This is a genomic window from Streptomyces sp. NPDC006743, from assembly GCF_040703815.1.
Lineage (GTDB): Bacteria > Actinomycetota > Actinomycetes > Streptomycetales > Streptomycetaceae > Streptomyces.
In genome coordinates, this window is the sequence record NZ_JBEYJA010000011.1 from 113,111 (window position 1) to 133,413 (window position 20,303).

A 20,303-nucleotide genomic window follows, 5' to 3' on the forward strand; every position below is an offset into this window, starting at 1 on the left:
ATGGCGGGATGGGAAGGTCCAGAAGCTCCCGCCGAGAGCGCGGGTCCGAGCAGGCCGTCGCCGAGCAGGTGGACGGCGGGCTCGCGCAGCTCGTCCCCGACCGGGAACGGGCGCGGGCCTGGACCCTGCTGATCGACGGGGCACCGCAGTCGCACGTCGACCTGGACGACCCGGCGTACCTCTCCTTCGAGTACCAGCGCAGGCTCGGCCACGTCATCGACCTCGCCGCACCCCCCGGGAAGCCGGTCCAGGCCGTCCACCTCGGCGGCGGCGCCCTCACGCTCGCCCGGTACGTCGCCGCCACCCGCCCCCGCTCCACCCAGCGGGTCGTCGAGCGGGACGCGGCCCTGGTGCGGCTGGTGCGCCGTGAGCTTCCGCTGGACGCGAACGCCCGGATCCGGGTGCGGTCCGCCGACGCCCGCGAAGGGCTCGCGAAGGTGCCCGACGGATGGGCCGACCTCGTCGTGGCGGACGTGTTCAGCGGTGCCCGCACCCCCGCGCACCTCACCTCGGTGGAGTTCCTCGACGAGGTCCGCAGGGCCCTGAAGCCGGGTGCCGTCTACGCCGCGAACCTCGCCGACGGCCCGCCGCTCGCCCACCTGCGCGGCCAGATCGCCACCGCGGCGGCCCGCTTCGCCGAACTGGCCCTGGTCGCCGATCCGGCGGTGCTGCGCGGCAAGCGCTTCGGCAACGCGGTCCTCGTCGCCCGTGACCTGCCGCTGCCGGTGGCGGAGCTGACCCGCCGGGCCGCCTCCGACCCGCACCCGGCCCGGGTCGAACACGGCCGTGCGCTCATCGACTTCACGGGCGGGGCCGTCCCCGTGACGGACGCGGCGGCCGTGGCGTCCCCGGCCCCGCCGCCCTCCGTCTTCCGCTGACGCCGCAAGCCGGCGGCACCTGGGCGCCGCGGGAGCCGGGCGACCGCGGGACCGAGCCGGCGGCGGGGCCGAGCCGGTCGCGGGGCCGGGCCGAGCGCGGGACGGGGCTGGGAAACACGCCCTAGTAGTCGCCCACTTCCACCCGTGGCGGGCCGTCGTGCCAGGTGCAGATGACCGACACCCGGTCCGTGCCCGACGTGAACTCGACGCGGATCCACGTCGCCGTCTTCTACACCTGCATCGACCAGCCCGTGCCCGGTGTCGCCGAGACGAGGGTCGCGGAGGCCGTGCCCAGGTCGAAGACCGCGCGCCCGCCCGCGGTGTCGTAGCTCTTCACCTGCCCGGAGGCGCCGGAGTCGCCGGGCGAACCGGCCGGGCCGGCGGAACCGGCCGAGCCCGTGGACGAACCGCCGCCGTCCGCCGGCGCCGTCGGTCTCGCGGTGCCGGCCGCCCCGGAACCACCGGAACCTTCCGGGACGTTGGAGGAAGACGCGGCCGGGGTGCGGGCCGGAGCGGCCGACGGGGCGGACGGGCTCTTCGACGGTGCCGGGCGGTGCGCGGCGGGGCCCGGCACCTCGGGCTGCCGCGCGCCGGCACCGGCCGCCGTGACGGGCAGGGCGCGCGGCGGCTCGTAGGCGGTGCCCGCCATCACCGTGTGCACGCCCCACCACGACAGCGTGACCGCGGCGCTCGTCGCCAGCGACCACGCCAGTACGTGAACGACTCCTCTGTACATCGGGGTCATCCTGCCGCACGCGTCCCGCAGGCGCCGCGGGTAAGCGGCCGGGGAGGGCCGGGGGAGGTGCCGACGAGCGGCCGGAAGAGGCGAGTTGTCCACAGGCGGCGGGGTCCGCGGCGGCGTCGTCCACAGGCTCGCACCGCATCCGCCCGGATGGCGTACGGTGCGGCGCATGGCAAGTGTGCTCGTGGTCGAGGACGACCAGTTCGTACGCTCGGCGCTCATCCGTCACCTGACCGACGCCTCGCACACCGTGCGCAGCGTCGGTACGGCGCTGGAGGCGCTGCGCGAGGTCGCCCACCTCCGTTTCGACGTGGTCGTCCTGGACCTCGGACTGCCCGACCTGGACGGCGCCGAGGCCCTGAAGATGCTGCGCGGCATCACCGACGTGCCCGTCATCGTCGCCACCGCGCGCGACGACGAGGCGGAGATCGTCCGGCTGCTGAACGACGGGGCGGACGACTACCTGACCAAGCCGTTCTCGGTCGAGCACCTCTCGGCGCGGATGGCCGCCGTGCTGCGGCGCGTCCGCTCCGGCCCCACCGGGGCCGCGCCGTCCACCGCCGTCCGCGTCGGCGGGCTGACCGTCGACCCGCTGCGCCGCCAGGCCGAACTGGACGGCGTACGGCTCGACCTGACCCGCCGTGAGTTCGACCTGCTCGCCTTCCTCGCCGGGCGACCCGGCGTCGTCGTGGCCCGCAAGGAACTGCTCGCCGAGGTGTGGCAGCAGTCCTACGGCGACGACCAGACCATCGACGTCCACCTCTCCTGGCTGCGGCGCAAGCTGGGCGAGACCGCCGCCCGGCCCCGCTACCTGCACACCCTGCGGGGCGTGGGCGTGAAGCTGGAGCCACCCGGAGCGGAGCCGGGGCGATGAGGTGGGCGCTGGTCAAGGTCTGCCTGGCGGTCACCACGATGGTGGTCGTCGCCTTCGCGGTCCCGCTGGGGCTCGTCGTCAAGGAGATGGCCCGCGACCGCGCCTTCTCCAACGCCGAGCGGCAGGCCGCCGCCGTCGCGCCCGCCCTGTCCATCACCACCGGACGCGACCAGCTGGAACGGGTCGTCGCCTCGGCGGGCACGGACGGCCGGATGGCCGTGCACATCCCGGCGACCGAGGGCGGCGGCGCCGTCGACATCGGCCGGCGCCGGGCCGCCGGGGCGGACATCGCGGCCGTCCGGCGGATGGGCCGCGCCTCCACCACCGCGGTGTCCGGCGGATCCGCGCTGCTCCAGCCGGTCGCGCTCGGTTCCGGTGCCATCGCGGTCGTCGAGGTCTACGTCCCCCGGGCCGAGGTCGGCAACGGTGTGGGCAGGGCCTGGGCGGTGCTCGCCGGTGTCGGGGCCGCCCTCGTCGTCGGCTCGGTCGTCGTCGCCGACCGGCTCGGCGTGCGGATGGTGCGGCCCGCGCGGCGGCTCGCAGAGGGCGCGCACGAACTGGGGGAGGGCAAGCTGGGCGCGCGGGTGCCCGAGGAGGGACCGGCCGAACTGCGCCGGGCGGCGGTCGCGTTCAACTCCATGGCCGACCAGGTCGTCCAGCTCCTCGCGGGCGAGCGGGAGCTGGCCGCCGACCTCTCCCACCGGCTGCGCACACCGCTGACCGTGCTGCGGCTCAACGCGGCGTCGCTGGGCCACGGGCCGGCCGCCGAGCAGACCCGGGCCGCGGTCGCCCAGCTGGAGCGTGAGGTGGACACCATCATCCGCATGGCCCGGCAGGCCAGGCCGCGCACGGCGGCGGTGGGACCGGGCGCGGGCTGCGACGTGGCCGAGGTGGTCCGGGAACGGATGGAGTTCTGGTCCGCGCTCGCCGAGGACGAGGGCCGCACGTGGCGGCCGGCCGGGGTCGAGCGGCCGGCGCGCGCACCGGTGGCCCGCGCCGACCTCGCGGCGGCGCTGGACGCCCTGCTGGGCAACGTCTTCCGGCACACCCCCGAGGGCACGGCGTTCGCCGTCGACGTGCACCACGCCGAGGACGCGGTGATCGTGCTCGTCTCCGACGCGGGCCCCGGCATACCCGACCCGGCCGCGGCCATGCTGCGCGGCCGGGGGTCGGGGAGCGACGGATCCACCGGGCTCGGCCTGGACATCGTGCGCCGCCTCGCGGAGTCGACCGGCGGCGACATGCGCATCGGCTCCTCCGTCCTCGGCGGCACGGAGATACGCGTCCGGATCCAGCTGGACGGCCGTCGGCCGGAACGCAGGAGTCACCGGGGCACGGTCCGCCGCCGCCGGCGCGCGGCGGTGGACCGTGCCGGCTCCGCCGGCGGCCGGGGGAACCGCGCGCAGGGCCCGGCCGGGGCGGACCTTTAACCGGCCTTGATGGCTTCCTTAAGCGCACCCTAAGATCCTCGGCCGCCGTCCGGATCACGCTGATTGCCCGGTTCCGGATCGCTAGCGTGCTGCCGCACCGCACCCCTCCGAGGCCCACCGGGCCCCGGAGCCCGTGAACAGCGAAGGCAGGCAGGGACGATGAGCACGCACCGGCGCAGGATCAGCGGCAGGAACAAGGCGGCAGGCGGCCTGGTGGCGGCGGCCGTGGTCGGCGGCGGGGTGTTCGTCTTCACCGCCACCGCCCAGGCCGCCGGGACCGGGGCCGCGTACACGAGGACCAGTGACTGGTCGACCGGCTACACCGCGCAGTACGTGGTCACCAACAACAGCGGCGGGACCCAGAAGGACTGGACCCTGGAGTTCGACCTCCCGGCGGGCACGAAGCTGGGCTCGCTGTGGAACGGGGAGGCCGGCGTCAGCGGGCAGCACGTCACCGTGAAGCCCGCCAAGTGGGACACCGCGGGGCTCGCCCCCGGCAGGTCGGTCACCGTCGGCTTCGTCGTCGACGGCACCGGCGACCCGACCGGCTGCCGGATCGACGGCGCCGCGTGCTCCGCGGACGGCGGCGCCACCCCGCAGCCCAGCGGCCGCCCCACCGGGTCCACGAGCCCGGCCCCGACGTCCGGCCCCACCGCCACGCCCGCCCCCACGAAGACCTCGACGCCGACCGCGAACCCCACCCCGTCCCAGAGCACCGGCACCGGCACCACCGCGGGCGCCGGTTTCGCGCCCTACGTCGACACCTCCCTCTACCCCGCCTTCGACCTCACGGCGAGCGCCGACACCACCGGCGTCAAGGACTACAACCTCGCCTTCGTCACCGACGGCGGCGGCTGCACCCCCAAGTGGGGCGGCGTCACCGACCTCGGCGCCGACGCCGTCGCCGCCCAGATCGGCGCGCTGCGCGCCAAGGGCGGCGACGTCCGCGTCTCCTTCGGCGGCGCCAACGGCTCCGAGCTGGCGACGACCTGCTCCTCGGCGGACGCGCTGGCGGCGGCGTACGGCAAGGCAGTCGACCGGTTCAAGCTCACCAAGGTCGACTTCGACATCGAGGGCGGCGCGCTGCCGGACGCCGCCGCCAACACCCGCCGCGCACAGGCCATCGCCAGGCTCCAGCAGCAGCACCCCGGCCTGGACGTCTCCTTCACCCTCCCCGTCATGCCCGAGGGCCTGACCCAGGACGGCGTCGCCCTGCTGGCGGGCGCCAAGTCCGGCGGCGTGAAGATCTCCACCGTCAACATCATGGCGATGGACTACGGCGCCTCGTACGGCGGCGACATGGGCACCTACGCCGAGCAGGCCGCCACCGCCACCCAGGCCCAGGTCAAGGGCGTCCTCGGCCTGTCCGAAAGCGCCGCCTGGAAGGCGGTCGCCGTCACCCCGATGATCGGCGTCAACGACGTCTCCACCGAGGTGTTCAAGGTCGACGACGCCACCCAGCTGGTCGACTTCGCCAGGGCCAAGGGGCTCGGCGGGCTGTCCATGTGGTCGGCCACCCGGGACAAGCAGTGCGCCGGCGGCCCCAAGCCCACCGCCGACGCGACGTGCAGCTCGATCGCCCAGGAACCGTTCGCCTTCAGCAAGGCGTTCGGCGCCTACAAGTGACCGGTGGGCGCGGCACACCCCTCGACTCCCGTGTGCCGCGCCCCGCCGGTCCCCCGCCCGCCCCCCCCGTGCGGCCGGTGGAACGAGGGCCGTCCGTCACACGGCGTCCACCGGCGGCAGCTGACCGGTCCGGGCCGCCCTGCCGTACCAGTGGGCGCTGGACTTCGGCGTCCGGGCCAGCGTCGCGTAGTCCACGTGGACGGCCCCGAACCGCTTGGCGTAGCCGTAGGCCCACTCGAAGTTGTCCATCAGGGACCACAGGTAGTACCCGCGCACGTCGGCGCCGTCCGCGTTGGCCCGGTGGACGGCCGACAGGTGGCCGTGCAGGTAGGCGATGCGCTCCGGGTCGTGCACCCGGCCGTCGGCGTCGACCTTGTCCGGGTAGGCGGCGCCGTTCTCCGTGACGTAGAGCGGAACCCCGGGCGCCTCACGGGTGTAGCGCATGATCAGCTCGTGCAGGCCGCCCGGATCGATCGTCCAGCCCATCTCGGTCTGCTCGCCCGGTACCTGGTGGAAGGCGACGTCCTCCGAGCCCGGCCACGGCGAGTGCGCGCTCGACCCGTGCCCGTCGGCGCGCGGACCCTCGGGGGCCGTGTCCGCCGACGACACCAGGGCGGTCGTGTAGTAGTTGAGGCCGAGCGCGTCCAGCGGCTGCCGGATGGCGCGCAGGTCCCCGTCGAGCACGTACGACCAGTCGGTGAGCGACGAGGTCGCCTCCAGCAGCGTGGCCGGGTACGCGCCGTGCAGGACCGGACCGTGGAAGACACCGCAGGCCAGGTCGTCGATGCGCTGGGCGGCGGCCAGGTCGGCCGGGTGCTGCGACAGCGGGCGGATGACCTGGGAGTTGAGGCTGACCGCGACCGAGGCACCGGCCGGGAGCACCGAGCGCAGCGCCTGGGTGCCCAGGCCGTGCGCCAGGTTCAGGTGGTGCGCGGCGCGCAGCGCCCCCAGGGGTTCGGTGCGGCCGGGCGCGTGCACCCCGGAGCCATAGCCCAGGAAAGCGCTGCACCAGGGCTCGTTGAGCGTGATCCACTGCTCCACCCGGTCACCGAGCGCCTCGCCGACGAGCTGCGCGTACTCCGCGAAGCGCAGCGCGGTCTCGCGCTCGGGCCAGCCGCCCGCGTCCTCCAGCTCCTGCGGCAGGTCCCAGTGGTAGAGGGTGAGGGCGGGTCTGATGCCGTGGGCCAGCAGTTCGTCGACCAGGCGCCGGTAGAAGTCCAGGCCGGCCTGCGCGGCGGGGCCCCGGCCGGTGGGCTGCACGCGCGGCCAGGAGACCGAGAAGCGGTAGGCGTTCAGGCCGAGTTCGGCCATCAGGGCGACGTCGTCGCGGTAGCGGTGGTAGTGGTCGACGGCGACGTCGCCGGTGTCGCCGCCGGCCGTCGCGCCCGGCGTACGGCTGAAGGTGTCCCAGATCGAGGGCGTACGGCCGCCCTCCCGCACGGCGCCCTCGATCTGGTACGCGGAGGTCGCCGCGCCCCACAGGAAGGCGGGAGGAAACGTGACGGGCTTCGGTTCGGGCATGGAATCGCTCCCACGAGTCGGGTGGGCCTCATTATGCATGGGAGCGCTCCCACAGCAAAAGGGGGAGCGCCCGGACGACCGCACCGCGCACCGCGTGGGGCGAGGCCCGTCCCGGCCGCTTGCCCCGCGGTCTGCTCCGGCTGTTCGGGCAGACGAGGGCTCGGCGCGCGCCCACGCCGACCGCTCGCCCGCAGGCCCGCCCCGCCCGCTCGGCGCCACGCCCGCCCGGCCGTTCAGGCCGACGGTCCCGCCGCTCGCCCCGGCCGTTCAGGCCGCGACGCCCCTACCGCTCCCGCCCGGCCCGCCCCAACCATTCAGGCCGACGCCCGCACCACCAGTTCCGTCGGCAGCACCACCTCGCGGTGGCCGGTGCCGCGGTGGGCGATCTCGTCCATCAGGAGGTCGGCCATGGTGCGGCCCATCTCCTCCAGCGGCTGGCGGACGCTGGTCAGCGGCGGGTCGATGTGCCGCGCGACGATCGAGTCGTCGAAACCGACCAGGGCGACGTCGTGCGGCACCCGCAGCCCCGAGGCGCGCAGTTCCAGCACCGCGCCCGAGGCCATGACGTCGGAAGCGGCGAAGACGGCGTCGAGACCGGGCCGCCGGCGCAGCAGTTCCCGCATGGCGGCACGCCCACCCTCCTCCGTGAAGTCGCCCCGCGCGACGAGGTCCTCGTCGGCGGGCAGACCCGCCTCCTTCAGGGCCGCGCGGTAGCCGTCGAGCCGGGCCCGGGCCGCGTCCATGTCCAGCGGCCCCGTGATGGTGCCGATGCTCCGCCGCCCGCCCGCCACCAGGTGCCGCACCGCCGCCCGCGCGCCCCCGCTGTTGTCCGCGCGGACGTGCCCCAGCCGTTCCCGGTCGCTGCGCCGCCCGGCCAGCACGGTCGGCACCGCCAGCTCCTCCAGCCGGTCGGGGAGCGTGTCGTCGCTGTGGACCGCCATCATCAGGACGCCGTCCACGCGTTGCGCGGACAGGTACGTGGCGAGGCGGGCGTACTCCTTCTCGTCCCGCGCCAGCACCAGCAGCAACTGCATGCCCGCGCTGGCCAGTCCGGTCGACACGCCCCGGATGATCCCCGAGAAGTACGGCTCGGAGAAGAGCCGGGCCTCCGCCTCCGGGACGACCAGGGCCACCGAGTCGGTGCGCCGGGTGACCAGGGAGCGGGCGGCGCGGTTGGGGACGTAGCCGAGGTCGGCGATGGCCTTTTCCACGGCCGCCCGCGAGCGGTCGCTCACCTTCGGGGAGCCGTTGATCACCCGGGAGACCGTGCCCCTGCCGACCCCGGCGCGGGCGGCCACGGCGTTCAGGGTGGGGCGCCGGACGTCCGCTGGCCTCGGGGGCGGTTCGGCGGGGCTCATCGTTCACCTTCCGGCGGTTGCGGTGGGGGCCCGCTCATTCTGACCCAGAAATTCCGGACACCGGCCCGGCCGACCGCACGGCGGGCGCCCCCTGACTCCCAACCCCTGTGTGACCTGCGTGAATCCGGCGCGAGACCGTTCGATGACCGGCCGGTTACGGGCGGGGGCGTGACACGTTCACGTGACGTGCGGAACACGCTTGCGCAACAACGCCGTTTTCAACTCTTGACACCTGGCCCGGCAGCAAGGAGTCTTCCGGCATGCCGCGTGGGAGCGGTCCCACGGAGCATCGGGACTCCCTCCCGTGCGGACCCCAGTACCAACGGCCCTTCCCTCTACCTCGCATGGCACACCGTTGACCAGCACCTTCGCACCGCACGCCGCGTGCTGTGGGCTGGCCGCTGCTCGAACCGAGAGGGCAGGTCCGAACCGCCGGAGCACCGGCGGCCTGATTCCTTTGAGGCCCCGTTCCCCCTGGAACAAGGAGTAGTGGAATGCGCATCACCCGTACCGGCGGCGGTCGAGGCCGCAGAGCAGCGGCCTTGACCACGACGGTCCTGACGGCCTCGGCCCTCCTGCTGACCGGCTGCAGCAGCGACAGCGACTCGGACAGCTCGGACGCCAACGGGAAGATCACCCTCAAGGTGGCCGACTACGGACAGTTCGGCTACAAGGAGGCCGGTCTGTTCGCCCAGTACCAGAAGCTGCACCCGAACATCACGGTGAAGGAAGAGACCACCGCGAACGAGGCGGACTACTACCCCAAGCTGCTTCAGCAGCTGAACGCGGGCAACGGTCTGGCGGACGTCACGGGTATCGAGGTCGGGCGCATCAAGGAGGTCGTCGACACCCAGGCGGGCAAGTTCGCCGACCTGAGCAAGTCGATCAACGTCGGCGACTGGGTGTCCTGGAAGGAGAAGCAGGCCACCGCCAAGGACGGCTCGGTCATCGGCGCCGGCACCGACATCGGCCCCATGTCGCTGTGCTACCGCCGGGACCTCTTCCAGCAGGCCGGCCTGCCCAGCGACCGCGAGGCCGTCGCCAAGGCCGTCGCCGGCGGCTGGGAGGACTACCTCAAGCTCGGCGAGCAGTACAAGAAGAAGGCGCCGTCCGGCACCTTCTTCATGGACTCCGCGAGCGCCATGTACAACGCGGTCGTCAGCTCGTCCCCCAAGCAGTACTACGACGCCGACGGCAAGGCGGTCTACAAGGACAGCGAGTCCGTCAAGCAGGGCTGGAACCTGGCCGCCGAGGCCGCCGCGAAGAAGCTGAGCCAGGGCGTGCCGCAGTTCCAGGACCCGTGGCAGGCGGCACTGCGCAAGGGCACCATCGCCTCCATGGCGTGCCCGGCCTGGATGGCCGCCCAGATCACGACCTACTCCGGTGACAACTACAAGGGCAAGTGGGACATCGCCCGTGCGCCCGGTTCGGCCGCGGCCAACTGGGGCGGCTCCTTCCTCGCCGTGCCCAAGAACGGCAAGCACGTCAAGGAGGCCACCGAGCTGGTCAAGTGGCTGACCGCTCCCGAGCAGCAGGCCGCCGTGTTCAAGGCGGTCGGTGTCTTCCCGTCGAACAAGGGCGCCTACGAGCTGGCCAGCGTGAAGAACGCGACCCTGCCGTACTTCAACAACGCCCCGGTCGGCCAGATCTACGCCGAAGAGGCCAAGTCCATCCCCGAGGCGGTGCTCGGCCCGAAGGACGCCGCGATCAAGGACACCATCTCCACGCAGATCAACAACATGGAGCAGCGCGGCACTTCGCCCGAGAAGGCGTGGGACGCCGCGACCGAATCGATCGACAAGGCGATCGGCTGACACCCGCCGGTGCGGGCGGTCCCCGGGCCGCCCGCACCGGCCGCGCACCCGGCGCCGCGCAGCGGCCGCCGGCGCGGCACGGTAACGCCCGCACCAGGCCCGGCCGCCGCAGGCTGGGCCGCAGCGGTGTTTCCGGTGAGCGGGCCGGCGGTGGTGAGCGGACCGGCGGTGGCCGGGCGGCGGTGAGCGGCCCGGCGAGGGCAGGATCCGGTGGCCCGGCCTGGTGCCGGGCCGCCCGGCCCGGCTTCGTGCCAGGACCCGGGCGGCCAGGACCCCGGCGGCCAGGCCCGGCAGCGGGCCGCGGTGGCGAGGACCGCCGGCCGGCCCGGGTGCCGCACCCGCCGGCAGGCCGGGGCGGCTGAACTCCGCGGCAGGCCCCGGTTGCCGTCCCGTCCCGTGTCCGTCCACGTGCCGCCGCGGGCCCTGACGCGGCCCGCCCGGCACCGAGGCGAGCGGGCCCGCAGTGTCCCTGCCGCCGGCCTGCCGGCCCCCTCCCGATGCTCTGCCGATCCCGTACCGATCCGCGCGGGGAGCGGCGGGGACGCGGCGGATCCGGCGCCCGTGCACCCGACCTCCGCTCCGCCCCCGCCCCCTACCCGGCCGAAACCTCCCAGGGAAGGACTCCCTCCGTGGCAACGACAACCCCCGCACGGGGCGCCTACACCCCGCCACCCGGCGGCACCGGCGCCGCGCCGAACGGACGCGCCAAGTGGCGCAGCCGGCTGTGGCGCCTGGACGACAAGGTCTCGCCGTACGCGTACATCGCCCCCTTCTTCCTCGTCTTCGGTGCCTTCGGGCTCTACCCGCTCCTCTACACCGGCTGGATCGCCCTGCACCGCGTGGAGCTGACGGGGCTCGACCAGTCGCAGTGGGTCGGCTTCGACAACTTCTCGAAGATCCTCCAGGACTCCGAGTTCTGGACGGCCGTCACCAACACCTTCATCATCGGCGTCATCTCGACCGTCCCCCAACTGCTCGTGGCGCTGGGCCTGGCCCACCTGCTCAACTACAAGCTGCGCGCCAGCACGTTCTGGCGGACGGTGATCCTCACCCCGTACGCCACCTCGGTGGCCACCGCCGCCCTGGTCTTCGCTCTCGTCTTCCGCGCCGACGGCGGCTTCCTCAACTGGGTGCTGCACTTCTTCGGCGCCGGCAACACCGACTGGGGCAACGGGGAGTGGACGTCCAAGATCGCCATCTCGGTCATCGTGATCTGGCGCTGGACCGGCTACAACGCCCTGATCTACCTCGCGGCCATGCAGGCGGTGCCGGCCGACCTGTACGAGGCGGCGTCGATCGACGGTGCCACGCGCTGGCAGCAGTTCCGCAAGGTGACCATCCCCTCGCTGCGGCCGACGATCCTGTTCACCATCGTCATCTCGACGATCGGCTCCATGCAGCTGTTCGGTGAACCCCTGCTGCTCCAGGGCGGCACCCTCGGTGCCGTCGGAGGCAGCGAGCACCAGTACGAGACCCTCAGCATCTACCTCTACAACTACGGCTGGAAGCTGCAGCACCTGGGCCCGGCCGCCGCCGTCGCCTGGGCCATGCTCGTCCTGCTGCTGCTCATCGCACTGATCAACTGGATCGTCGGCCGGCTCGTGCGCAAGAGCGCGGCCTGACGGGAGCGATATCGATGACCACGACTCATCCCGAAAAGAGCGCTCCGGCCCTCGCCCCCGCATCGCTGCCCGCCTCCCCGCAGCGGGGCCGCGGCCGTTTCAGGATCGGCGCCGGGCAGCAGCTCAAGGGCGGCCCGTTCACCTACATCGCCCTGGTCGTCGTCGGCCTGGGCTCGATCTTCCCGCTGTACTGGACGCTGGTGGCCGCCTCCCACGACCAGCAGCGGGTCCTGGACAGCCCGCCGCCGCTGATCCCGGGCGGCAAGCTGTGGCACAACCTCCAGGCGGCCTGGGAGCAGGCCAACCTCGGCAAGGCCATCGTCAACAGCGTCATCGTGGCCGGCTCCATCACCGTGGCCACGCTGTTCTTCTGCACCCTCGCCGGGTACGCCTTCGCCAAGATGCGCTTCCGGGGCCGCGGCGCGCTGATGACCGCGGTCATCGCCACCCTGACGATCCCGCCGCAGCTCAGCGTCGTCCCGCTGTTCATGCTGATGGCGGACATCGGGTGGGGCAACAAGCTGGAGTCGGTGATCTTCCCGACCCTGGTCGGCGCCTTCGGTGTCTTCTTCATGCGCCAGTACCTGCTGGAGGCCCTGCCCTACGAGCTGATCGAGGCCGCCAAGGTGGACGGCGCGAGCAACATCCGCATCGTGTGGAGCGTCGTGCTGCCCGCGGCCCGCCCGGCGATGATGGTGCTCGGCATGCTCACCTTCGTCCAGGCGTGGAACGACTTCTTCTGGCCCTTCCTCGCGCTGAACCAGGAGAACCCCACCCTCCAGGTGGCGCTCGGCCAGCTCAGCGCCTCCTACACCCCGGACCAGAGCATCGTCATGGCCGGAGCCCTGATCAGCACGCTGCCGCTGCTGGTGGTCTTCATCGTCTTCGGCAAGCAGATCGTCGGCGGCATCATGGCGGGCGCGGTCAAGGGCTGACCCGCCCGCACCCGCCCCGCACCGGCAGACCGGGCCCGCACCGGCAGACCCGTCCACACCGGCTCACCTGCCCCCGGCCCCACCCCGCACCACGCGACAACCGCACCACGCGACAACCGCACCACCCCCTGCACCGTCTCGTCCGCGGGCCGGGCGCGTACCCCCGCGCCCGCCCGCACCCCCCACCGGGCCCCGGTCGGGGCCCTTTCCGCACGCCACTCCTGGGAGCGCTCTCACGATGACCGCCGTACGACCCGAGACCACTGCCCGGCAGACCTCCGCCACCGCCTTCCCCACCGGCTTCGTCTGGGGCGCCGCCACCGCCGCCTACCAGGTGGAGGGCGCCGCCGCCGAGGACGGCCGCACCCCCTCCATCTGGGACACCTTCAGCCACACCCCCGGCAAGGTCCTCAACGGCGACACCGGCGACATCGCCGCCGACCACTACCACCGCTACCGCGACGACGTGGCGCTGATGAAGGACCTCGGCCTGAAGGCGTACCGGTTCTCCGTCTCCTGGTCCCGGGTCCAGCCCACCGGCCGGGGGCCCGCCGTCGAGCGCGGCCTGGACTTCTACCGCCGCCTCACCGACGAACTGCTGGCGGCGGGCATCACCCCCGTCGCCACCCTCTACCACTGGGACCTGCCCCAGGAACTGGAGGACGCCGGCGGCTGGCCGCACCGCGACACCGCGCACCGCTTCGCCGAGTACGCCGAGATGACCGCCCGCGCCCTCGGTGACCGCGTCGGCGTGTGGACCACCCTCAACGAGCCCTGGTGCAGCGCCTTCCTCGGCTACGGCTCCGGCGTGCACGCCCCGGGCCGCACGGACCCGGCCGCCACCCTGCGAGCCGCACACCACCTCAACCTGGCGCACGGCCAGGCGGTCGGGGCGCTGCGCTCGGTGCTGCCCGCCTCCGCGCAGACCTCCATCACCCTCAACCTGCACCAGGTGCGCCCGCTCACCGGCAGTCCCGAGGACGCCGAGGCCGCCCGCCGCATCGACGCGGTCGGCAACCGGATCTTCACCGGCCCGATCCTGGACGGCGCCTACCCGGAAGACCTGCTCGCGGACACCGCGCACCTCGTCGACTGGGGGCAGCTGGTGCACGACGGCGACCTGGCCGAGATCTCCCGTCCGATCGACGTCCTCGGCGTCAACTACTACGCGCCGACCGTGGTCTCCCACTCCGCCGGCGGCGCCGCCACGAAGAACGACGGGCACGGCGCGAGCGAACACTCCCCGTGGACCGGCTCCGACCACGTCGCCTTCCACCTCGCCAACGACCAGCTCACCGCGATGAACTGGGCCATCGACGCCGAGGGCCTGCACACCCTGCTGACCGGCCTGGCCGCCACGCACCCCGGTCTGCCGCTGATGGTCACCGAGAACGGCGCCGCCTTCGACGACTACGTCTCGCCCGAGGGCCGGGTCAACGACCCGCGGCGCATCGCGTACCTCCACTCCCACCTGGACGCCGTGCTGCGGGCCGTCGCGGACGGCGCGGACGTGCGCGGCTACTTCCTGTGGTCCCTGCTGGACAACTTCGAATGGTCCTACGGCTACTCGAAGCGCTTCGGCGCCGTCTACGTCGACTACGGCACCCAGCGCCGCATCCCCAAGCAGAGCGCGCACTGGTACGCGGGCGTGATCCGGGACAACGCGCTGCCCTCGGCCGGCTGAGCCCGGCCGGCGGGCGGCGGAGCAGCCGGGGGAGGGGAGGAGGAGGGCTGGGAGGAAGGCGGCGCGCGGGCCCGGGCGCGGGAGCACGGGGGCGGGCCCGCGCGGGACCATGGGACCAGGGGGGCCCGGGCCCGGCTGTTACATTCCTGACCTGGATTCCTGGCCTGACGGCTGCGAACGGAAGGCGGCGACTATGGCGGTCAACGGTGGGCGGGGCCGGGGCGGCGGCCGGCCGACCCTGGAGGAGGTCGCCGCCCGGGCCGGTGTGGGCCGCGGCACGGTCTCCCGCGTGATCAACGGTTCGCCGCGGGTCAGCGACGCCACCCGCGCGGCGGTCCAGGCGGCGGTCGCGGAACTCGGCTACGTCCCCAACACCGCCGCCCGCGCGCTGGCCGCCAACCGCACCGACGCGATCGCCCTGGTGGTCCCCGAGCCGGAGACCCGGTTCTTCGCTGAGCCGTACTTCTCCGACATGCTGCGCGGGGTCGGCGCCGAACTCACCGACACCGAGATGCAGTTGCTGCTGATCTTCGCGGGCGGTGACCGCGAACGCCGGCGGCTCGCCCAGTACCTGGCCGCGCACCGGGTGGACGGCGTGCTGCTGGTGTCCGTCCACGCGGACGACCCGCTGCCCGACCTGGTGGCGCAGCTGGAGATCCCCGCGGTGATCAGCGGCCCGCGGTCCGCGGCGGAGGCGCTGACCTCGGTGGACTCCGACAACTACGGCGGCGCCCGCTCGGCGGTGGAGCACCTGCTCTCCCGCGGCCGCCGCCGCATCGCGCACATCACCGGCCACATGGACGTCTACGGCGCCCAGCGGCGCGTGGACGGCTACCGCGACGCGCTCGGCGACGCGGGTCTCGGGGTCGACGAAATCCTCCTGGAAGAAGGCGACTTCACGGAGGAGGGCGGGCGCCGGGCGATGACGCGCCTGCTGGAGCGGGCGCCCGGGCTGGACGCGGTCTTCGCCGGTTCCGACGTCACCGCGGCGGGCGCCCGCCAGGTGCTGCGCACCTCGGGCCGCCGCATCCCGGACGACGTGGCCCTGGTCGGCTACGACGACTCGGCCATCGCCCGCCACATGGACCCGCCGCTGACCAGCGTCCGCCAGCCCATCGAGGAGATGGGCCGCGCGATGATCGACCTGCTCCTGACGGAGATCGCGGACCGCCGCCCGGCGGGCGCCGCCGCACCGGAACGGCGGCACGCCGTGCTGCCCACGGAACTGGTCGTCCGCACGTCGTCGTGACGCCGTAGGCAGGACACCGGAGCCGGACCGTCACCGTCCCGGTCCGGAGACGCCCCTCCACCGTGCCGGCCCGGGGAAAGCACCGTCACCGTGCCGGCCCGCGGCGAAGCCTTCGCCGTGCCGGTTCCGCGGCCGGACCGTCACCGCCGAGGAGCCGGGGCGTACGGGTGCGCGCCGCGCCGTCACCGCCCCGGTGCCGGCGCCCGCCACACCGTCTCGCCGTCCCGGCTCTCCCCGGTCGGCGCGAGTCCGGCGGCCGCGGCGACGGCGGCGGAGGCATGGTGACCGGGGTGGATGTGCGCGACGACGCTGCCCACGCCCGCCCGCCCGAGCAGCCCGACCAGCGCGCGGGCCGCCTCCGAGGCGAACCCGCGCCGCTGCCAGGCCGACCCCACCACCCAGGCGATCTCGGCCGTCTCCCGCCCGCGCACGGTGGCCTGTACGGTCCCCACCAGCGGGCCGTCCGACCGCTCACCGGAGCCGTCCCCCTGGCCGGGCGCGCGCAGCCGCAGCACCCAGTTGCACCAGGAGACGTCCGGGTCGCCGGATCCGGCCACGAGCCGTTCGTAGCGCGCCCGCAGCTCATCGGCACCGAGCGGCGCACCCCCGATGAAGGTGTGCAGCGCCGGGTCGGACAGCACGGCGGCCATCTCCCCGGCATGTCCGGCCCGCAGCGGGACCAGGTCGAGGCGGTCGGTACGGACGGGTTCGGCACGCACAGAGGACTCCCGGAAACGACATCGGCCGGTGATCGCGACATCTGTCGCGGCCACCGGCCGATCCCACAGGGTGAGTGACGGGACTCGAACCCGCGGCATCCTGGACCACAACCAGGTGCTCTACCAGCTGAGCTACACCCACCATGACCGGTGGCGGTGAATCTTTCGTTTCCCCGACCGGCCGAGAAAAAGTGTACAGGGTCCGAAGGGGTGCTCGCGCACGTGTTTCGCGGCGCCCCTTCCCGGGCCTCTTCTAACCCTGCTGAGCAGGCAGGACGTACTTCGCGGAGATCGCCTTGGCGGTGTCGGAGTCGGGGCCGGGCTGCGGCACGAAGACGGCCTCGCGGTAGTAGCGCAACTCCGCGATGGACTCGCGGATGTCGGCGAGGGCGCGGTGGTTGCCGTTCTTCTCCGGGCTGTTGAAGTACGCCCTCGGGTACCAGCGGCGGGCCAGTTCCTTGATGGAGGAGACGTCGACGATGCGGTAGTGGAGGTAGCCCTCCAGGTCCGGCATGTCGCGCAGCAGGAAGCCGCGGTCGGTGCCGACCGAGTTCCCGCACAGGGGGGCCTTGCCGGGCTCCTTCACGTGCTCGCGGACATAGGCGAGGACCTGCTCCTCGGCGTCCTTCAGGGTCGTGCCGCCGGCCAGTTCCGCGAGCAGGCCGGAGGCGGTGTGCATCTGACGCACCACCTCCGGCATCGTCTCCAGCGCCGCGTCCGGCGGGCGGATGACGATGTCGACCCCCTCGCCGAGTACGTTCAGCTCGGAGTCGGTGACGAGGGCGGCCACCTCGATGAGAGCGTCGTCGGACAGCGAGAGACCGGTCATCTCGCAGTCGATCCACACCATGCGATCGTTCATGTGTCTCACCTTACGGCGCGCCGCGGCGCACCGGACCGACCGTGCGGAACCTCGCACCGGACGCGGGCGGGGGGAGCGCGGTCACCGCGCTCCCCCCGCCGTCCGCCGCCTCAGTTACCGCTGCGCTGGCCCGGCAGGCTCGCCGACAGGGCCGCCGGGGTGCGCCGCCCCGGGTGGGCCGGCGGGCCGTCGGGGTGCAGCGAGGAGGGAATCGGACCCGACGGCTGCGGGACCCCCAGGAGGGGACCCGGGCCGGCTCCCGGCCCCGCCGCGCCCAGCGGCGCCTCCGCCTCGGCCGGCCGCTCGCCCTGCGGACGCCGCGCCCGGTACGCCGCCCGGTAGGCGGCCGGGGACGAGCCCAGCTGCCGCCGGAAGTGGCCGCGCAGCGCCACGGGGGAGCGGAAGCCGCAGCGGCCCGCGACCTCGTCCACCGAGTAGTCCGACGTCTCCAGCAGCCGCTGCGCCTGGAGCACCCGCTGGGTGATCAGCCACTGCAGCGGCGCGCTGCCGGTGAGCGAGCGGAAGCGGCGGTCGAACGTGCGCCGGCTCATGTAGGCGCGCGCGGCCAGCGTCTCCACGTCGAACTGCTCGTGGAGGTGTTCCAGCGCCCAGGCGACGACCTCGGCGAGCGGGTCGGCGCCGATCTCCTCGGGTAAAGACCTGTCCAGGTAGCGCTCCTGGCCTCCGCTGCGGCGCGGCGGCACGACCAGGCGGCGGGCCAGCGCGCCGGCCGCCTCGTTGCCGTGGTCGGTGCGCACGATGTGCAGGCACAGGTCGATACCGGCCGCCGTGCCCGCCGACGTCAGCACGTCGCCGTCGTCGACGAACAGCTCACGCGGGTCGACGTGCACCGACGGGTAGCGCTTGGCCAGCGTCGGCGCGTACATCCAGTGGGTGGTGGCGGGACGGCCGTCCAGCAGGCCGGCCGCGGCCAGGACGAAGGCCCCGGTGCACAGGCCCACGATGCGGGCGCCCTCCTCGTGCGCCCGGCGCAGCGCGTCGAGCGCCTCTTCCGGCGGTGGCGCGGTGATCGAACGCCAGGCGGGCACGACGACGGTGCCCGCCCGGGAGATCGCCTCCAGGCCATGCGGCGCGGTGAGTTCCAGGCCCCCTGTGGTCCGCAGCGGGCCTTCCTCACCGGCCGCCACCAGCAGGCGGTAGCGCGGTACTCCGGCGTCCTGGCGGTCGATCCCGAACACCGACAGCGGTATGGAACTCTCGAAGATGGGGCCGCCGCTGAACAGCAGCACCGCGACGATCTCCTTGCGGCGGCGCCCGGACAGTTTCCGGGCCGCGTTTTCCGGCGCGGCAGTGGAGTCGTGGCTCATACTGCTAAGCCCCCCTCGGTGGTCGCGGCTCCTCGGTTGTGTCGCTCCTGCACGTTTCCCCTCGGTCCTGCACGAGTCCCCCGCCGTAAGACAGTCAAGATCGAATCTACTGCGTCCCGCCGTGCCGCGGTGACCAGTTCGACACCCGGCACATTGTCGACATGGCAACTTGGCGTGAAGCATTCGATCACGAAGCGTTGCACTCCCACGGCGTGCAGGGAAGTGCGCCTCGTGGCAGTGGCCAATCCACGTAGGGTGCGCGGTGCTCCCGGGACCCTTTCCGTGCAGGTCAAACGCCGGTTGAGGGGGTGGGGGACGGGGGGATGCGCGGGTTCAGGAAGTTGGCTGAAAAGATACGTTCGCGTGCGCGGAAACCGGTCAGTTGACCGGTGTCGTTCCCCCGGGGTGCCGACCGCCCCGGTGCGCGCCCGTGCCCGTCCGCTGGTGCCGGCCGCGGTGCGGGGCGCGCTCCTCGGCGCGCAGCCGGGCCGCTCCCCGCTCCGACTGCCGCAGCAGGACGCGGCAGGCCCCGGTGACGGCCGCCAGGCCCAGCGCCGTCCCGGCGGCGCCGGCCGGCGAGGTGCCGTGCCAGAGCAGGACCACCGGGACGAGGGCGCAGCTGAACAGGGCCCAGCGGACCACGTCCCCCGCATTGTCGCCGGCGGCCCGCGCCCGCCCCGCCGACCGCTCGCCGGACGCGTCGGGCACCGGCCCGGGTGCGGGCGGCGAGGAGTGCCTTCCGGGGGCGGTACGGGGTCCGGACACGGCGTGCTCCCTCTCGGTGCTCCCTCGGCGACGGCTCACCCGGTTCAACGCGTGTTCGATGCGCCGGTCACTGTACGGAGCCGAAGGACACCGGTACGGCGGTGCCCGGCCCGGCGGCCGTCACGGGCCGCCGTCCGGCCGGGGCAAGTGAATCCCGTGCGAACCGCCTGTACGGGGCAGCAACCATTGCGTTACGGGCGGCTGTCGTGCATGCTCCGGTGAACCGCCACGGAGCGTGTGCGGGATCTGGGCCAAGGAGGAGTGCGGCCGTACCCTTGCGGGTATGGGGACGGGAAGACGATTCCCGGACACAGCTCCGCCGCAGATTGCCGTCCCCGACAAAGGATCACATCGCCGAGACAGCCATGGCCGGTCACGAATTCTTCGAACACGCGGACCGCAAGCGGCCGGTCGCCGACCCCACGGCGGCCGAACCCCTGGCGGCACAAGAGCTACGCCATCCCTGCGATCCGGCGTTCAAGCACGGCGTCGTCGTCGGCTTCGACGGATCGGACTCCAGCGAGCGAGCCCTCGCCTACGCGATCGGGATGGCGCACCGCACCCGGTCCGGTCTGATCATCGTGCATGTGGCCAACCGGCTGCCCACCACGGTCTGGGCGGGCTGCGAACCGCCGGTCTTCGTGGACGTGCCCGACCACCGCACCGAGGTCCTCGGCCTGGAGCTGGCGTGCGCGGAGTACCTCGCCGAGGTGCCCTGGATCCTGGTCGAGCGCGGCGGCGACATCTGTCACGAACTGGAAGAGGTCGGCAAGGAGTACGCGGCGGACGCCATCGTGGTCGGCTCCACGCACGGCATCGTGGGCCGCGTCTTCGGATCGGTCGCGGGCCGGCTCGCCAAGCGGGCGCAGCGGCCGGTCGTCGTCATCCCCTGACGC

The 20,303-nt window shown here is 73.5% G+C and carries 16 protein-coding genes, 1 tRNA gene and 1 pseudogene; 10 read left to right on the forward strand and 8 right to left on the reverse strand.

The features are described 5' to 3' along the window. The first annotated feature begins 8 nt into the window (after positions 1–8). A complete protein-coding gene (locus ABZ719_RS12655) occupies positions 9–878 on the forward strand; it encodes a fused MFS/spermidine synthase (RefSeq protein WP_366725188.1) in 870 nt (289 codons plus the stop codon). Between the two features lie 121 nt (positions 879–999). Here ABZ719_RS12655 and ABZ719_RS12660 read toward each other — a convergent pair. Continuing rightward, a pseudogene (locus ABZ719_RS12660) lies at positions 1,000–1,623 on the reverse strand (hypothetical protein). Between the two features lie 166 nt (positions 1,624–1,789). Between ABZ719_RS12660 and ABZ719_RS12665 the strand changes: the two are divergent. The 3 genes from ABZ719_RS12665 (at position 1,790) to ABZ719_RS12675 (ending at position 5,550) form a co-directional block, all read left to right on the forward strand. Next, positions 1,790–2,494, forward strand: a complete 705-nt coding sequence (locus ABZ719_RS12665; RefSeq protein WP_366725189.1) for a response regulator transcription factor — start codon at positions 1,790–1,792, stop codon at positions 2,492–2,494. Continuing rightward, the gene (locus tag ABZ719_RS12670; protein ID WP_366725190.1) at positions 2,491–3,924 is read left to right on the forward strand and encodes a HAMP domain-containing sensor histidine kinase; all 1,434 of its coding nucleotides are present in this window, start codon (positions 2,491–2,493) and stop codon (positions 3,922–3,924) included. The genes ABZ719_RS12665 and ABZ719_RS12670 overlap by 4 nt, the downstream gene beginning before the upstream one ends. 159 nt (positions 3,925–4,083) lie before the next feature. Further along, positions 4,084–5,550, forward strand: a complete 1,467-nt coding sequence (locus tag ABZ719_RS12675) for a cellulose binding domain-containing protein (protein ID WP_366725191.1) — start codon at positions 4,084–4,086, stop codon at positions 5,548–5,550. A gap of 96 nt (positions 5,551–5,646) precedes the next feature. Here the strand turns inward: ABZ719_RS12675 and ABZ719_RS12680 are convergent, their stop codons facing one another. Further along, a complete protein-coding gene (locus tag ABZ719_RS12680; RefSeq protein ID WP_366725192.1) occupies positions 5,647–7,071 on the reverse strand; it encodes a GH1 family beta-glucosidase in 1,425 nt (474 codons plus the stop codon). A 314-nt stretch (positions 7,072–7,385) separates the two neighbouring features. Then, positions 7,386–8,429: a LacI family DNA-binding transcriptional regulator gene (locus ABZ719_RS12685; RefSeq protein WP_366725193.1), complete on the reverse strand. Its 1,044-nt coding sequence runs from the start codon at positions 8,427–8,429 to the stop codon at positions 7,386–7,388. A gap of 494 nt (positions 8,430–8,923) precedes the next feature. Here ABZ719_RS12685 and ABZ719_RS12690 point away from each other — a divergent pair, with 494 nt between their 5' ends. The 5 genes from ABZ719_RS12690 (at position 8,924) to ABZ719_RS12710 (ending at position 15,733) form a co-directional block, all read left to right on the forward strand. Continuing rightward, positions 8,924–10,243: an extracellular solute-binding protein gene (locus ABZ719_RS12690; RefSeq protein WP_366725194.1), complete on the forward strand. Its 1,320-nt coding sequence runs from the start codon at positions 8,924–8,926 to the stop codon at positions 10,241–10,243. A 629-nt stretch (positions 10,244–10,872) separates the two neighbouring features. Further along, positions 10,873–11,865, forward strand: a complete 993-nt coding sequence (locus ABZ719_RS12695) for a sugar ABC transporter permease (protein WP_366725195.1) — start codon at positions 10,873–10,875, stop codon at positions 11,863–11,865. 14 nt (positions 11,866–11,879) lie between these two features. Then, the gene (locus ABZ719_RS12700) at positions 11,880–12,800 is read left to right on the forward strand and encodes a carbohydrate ABC transporter permease (RefSeq protein ID WP_037853099.1); all 921 of its coding nucleotides are present in this window, start codon (positions 11,880–11,882) and stop codon (positions 12,798–12,800) included. A 238-nt stretch (positions 12,801–13,038) separates the two neighbouring features. After that, complete coding sequence (locus ABZ719_RS12705; protein ID WP_366725196.1) at positions 13,039–14,484, forward strand: GH1 family beta-glucosidase; 1,446 nt, start codon at positions 13,039–13,041, stop codon at positions 14,482–14,484. Between the two features lie 193 nt (positions 14,485–14,677). Continuing rightward, positions 14,678–15,733 (forward strand): LacI family DNA-binding transcriptional regulator, encoded by a 1,056-nt coding sequence (locus ABZ719_RS12710; protein ID WP_366725197.1) that lies wholly within the window; start codon positions 14,678–14,680, stop codon positions 15,731–15,733. A 182-nt stretch (positions 15,734–15,915) separates the two neighbouring features. Here the strand turns inward: ABZ719_RS12710 and ABZ719_RS12715 are convergent, their stop codons facing one another. The 5 genes from ABZ719_RS12715 to ABZ719_RS12735 form a co-directional block, all read right to left on the reverse strand. Continuing rightward, positions 15,916–16,452, reverse strand: coding sequence for a GNAT family N-acetyltransferase (locus ABZ719_RS12715; protein ID WP_366725198.1), 537 nt, complete (start codon positions 16,450–16,452; stop codon positions 15,916–15,918). 69 nt (positions 16,453–16,521) lie between these two features. Next, a tRNA-His gene (locus ABZ719_RS12720) sits at positions 16,522–16,594 on the reverse strand. Positions 16,595–16,705: 111 nt separating this feature from the next. After that, positions 16,706–17,314 carry an oligoribonuclease gene (orn, locus tag ABZ719_RS12725; RefSeq protein ID WP_366725199.1) on the reverse strand — a complete coding sequence of 203 codons (609 nt, stop codon included), beginning with the start codon at positions 17,312–17,314 and terminating at the stop codon, positions 16,706–16,708. Between the two features lie 110 nt (positions 17,315–17,424). Further along, entirely contained in the window at positions 17,425–18,642 is a 1,218-nt protein-coding gene (locus tag ABZ719_RS12730) for a helix-turn-helix domain-containing protein (RefSeq protein ID WP_366725200.1), read from the reverse strand. Between the two features lie 378 nt (positions 18,643–19,020). Further along, positions 19,021–19,284 (reverse strand): hypothetical protein, encoded by a 264-nt coding sequence (locus ABZ719_RS12735; RefSeq protein ID WP_366725255.1) that lies wholly within the window; start codon positions 19,282–19,284, stop codon positions 19,021–19,023. A gap of 488 nt (positions 19,285–19,772) precedes the next feature. Here ABZ719_RS12735 and ABZ719_RS12740 point away from each other — a divergent pair, with 488 nt between their 5' ends. Further along, the gene (locus ABZ719_RS12740) at positions 19,773–20,300 is read left to right on the forward strand and encodes a universal stress protein (protein ID WP_037853088.1); all 528 of its coding nucleotides are present in this window, start codon (positions 19,773–19,775) and stop codon (positions 20,298–20,300) included. The last annotated feature ends 3 nt before the right edge of the window (positions 20,301–20,303 follow it).

Excerpts from the sequence above, each read along its gene's own strand:
- orn (WP_366725199.1), bottom strand. The coding sequence starts at position 17,314 with ATGAACGATCGCATGGTGTGGATCGACTGCGAGATGACCGGTCTCTCG.
- ABZ719_RS12665 (WP_366725189.1), top strand. The coding sequence starts at position 1,790 with ATGGCAAGTGTGCTCGTGGTCGAGGACGACCAGTTCGTACGCTCGGCG.
- ABZ719_RS12710 (WP_366725197.1), top strand. The coding sequence starts at position 14,678 with ATGGCGGTCAACGGTGGGCGGGGCCGGGGCGGCGGCCGGCCGACCCTG.
- ABZ719_RS12700 (WP_037853099.1), top strand. The coding sequence starts at position 11,880 with ATGACCACGACTCATCCCGAAAAGAGCGCTCCGGCCCTCGCCCCCGCA.
- ABZ719_RS12740 (WP_037853088.1), top strand. The coding sequence starts at position 19,773 with ATGGCCGGTCACGAATTCTTCGAACACGCGGACCGCAAGCGGCCGGTC.
- ABZ719_RS12690 (WP_366725194.1), top strand. The coding sequence starts at position 8,924 with ATGCGCATCACCCGTACCGGCGGCGGTCGAGGCCGCAGAGCAGCGGCC.
- ABZ719_RS12675 (WP_366725191.1), top strand. The coding sequence starts at position 4,084 with ATGAGCACGCACCGGCGCAGGATCAGCGGCAGGAACAAGGCGGCAGGC.
- ABZ719_RS12670 (WP_366725190.1), top strand. The coding sequence starts at position 2,491 with ATGAGGTGGGCGCTGGTCAAGGTCTGCCTGGCGGTCACCACGATGGTG.
- ABZ719_RS12655 (WP_366725188.1), top strand. The coding sequence starts at position 9 with ATGGGAAGGTCCAGAAGCTCCCGCCGAGAGCGCGGGTCCGAGCAGGCC.
- ABZ719_RS12680 (WP_366725192.1), bottom strand. The coding sequence starts at position 7,071 with ATGCCCGAACCGAAGCCCGTCACGTTTCCTCCCGCCTTCCTGTGGGGC.
- ABZ719_RS12685 (WP_366725193.1), bottom strand. The coding sequence starts at position 8,429 with ATGAGCCCCGCCGAACCGCCCCCGAGGCCAGCGGACGTCCGGCGCCCC.
- ABZ719_RS12705 (WP_366725196.1), top strand. The coding sequence starts at position 13,039 with ATGACCGCCGTACGACCCGAGACCACTGCCCGGCAGACCTCCGCCACC.
- ABZ719_RS12730 (WP_366725200.1), bottom strand. The coding sequence starts at position 18,642 with ATGAGCCACGACTCCACTGCCGCGCCGGAAAACGCGGCCCGGAAACTG.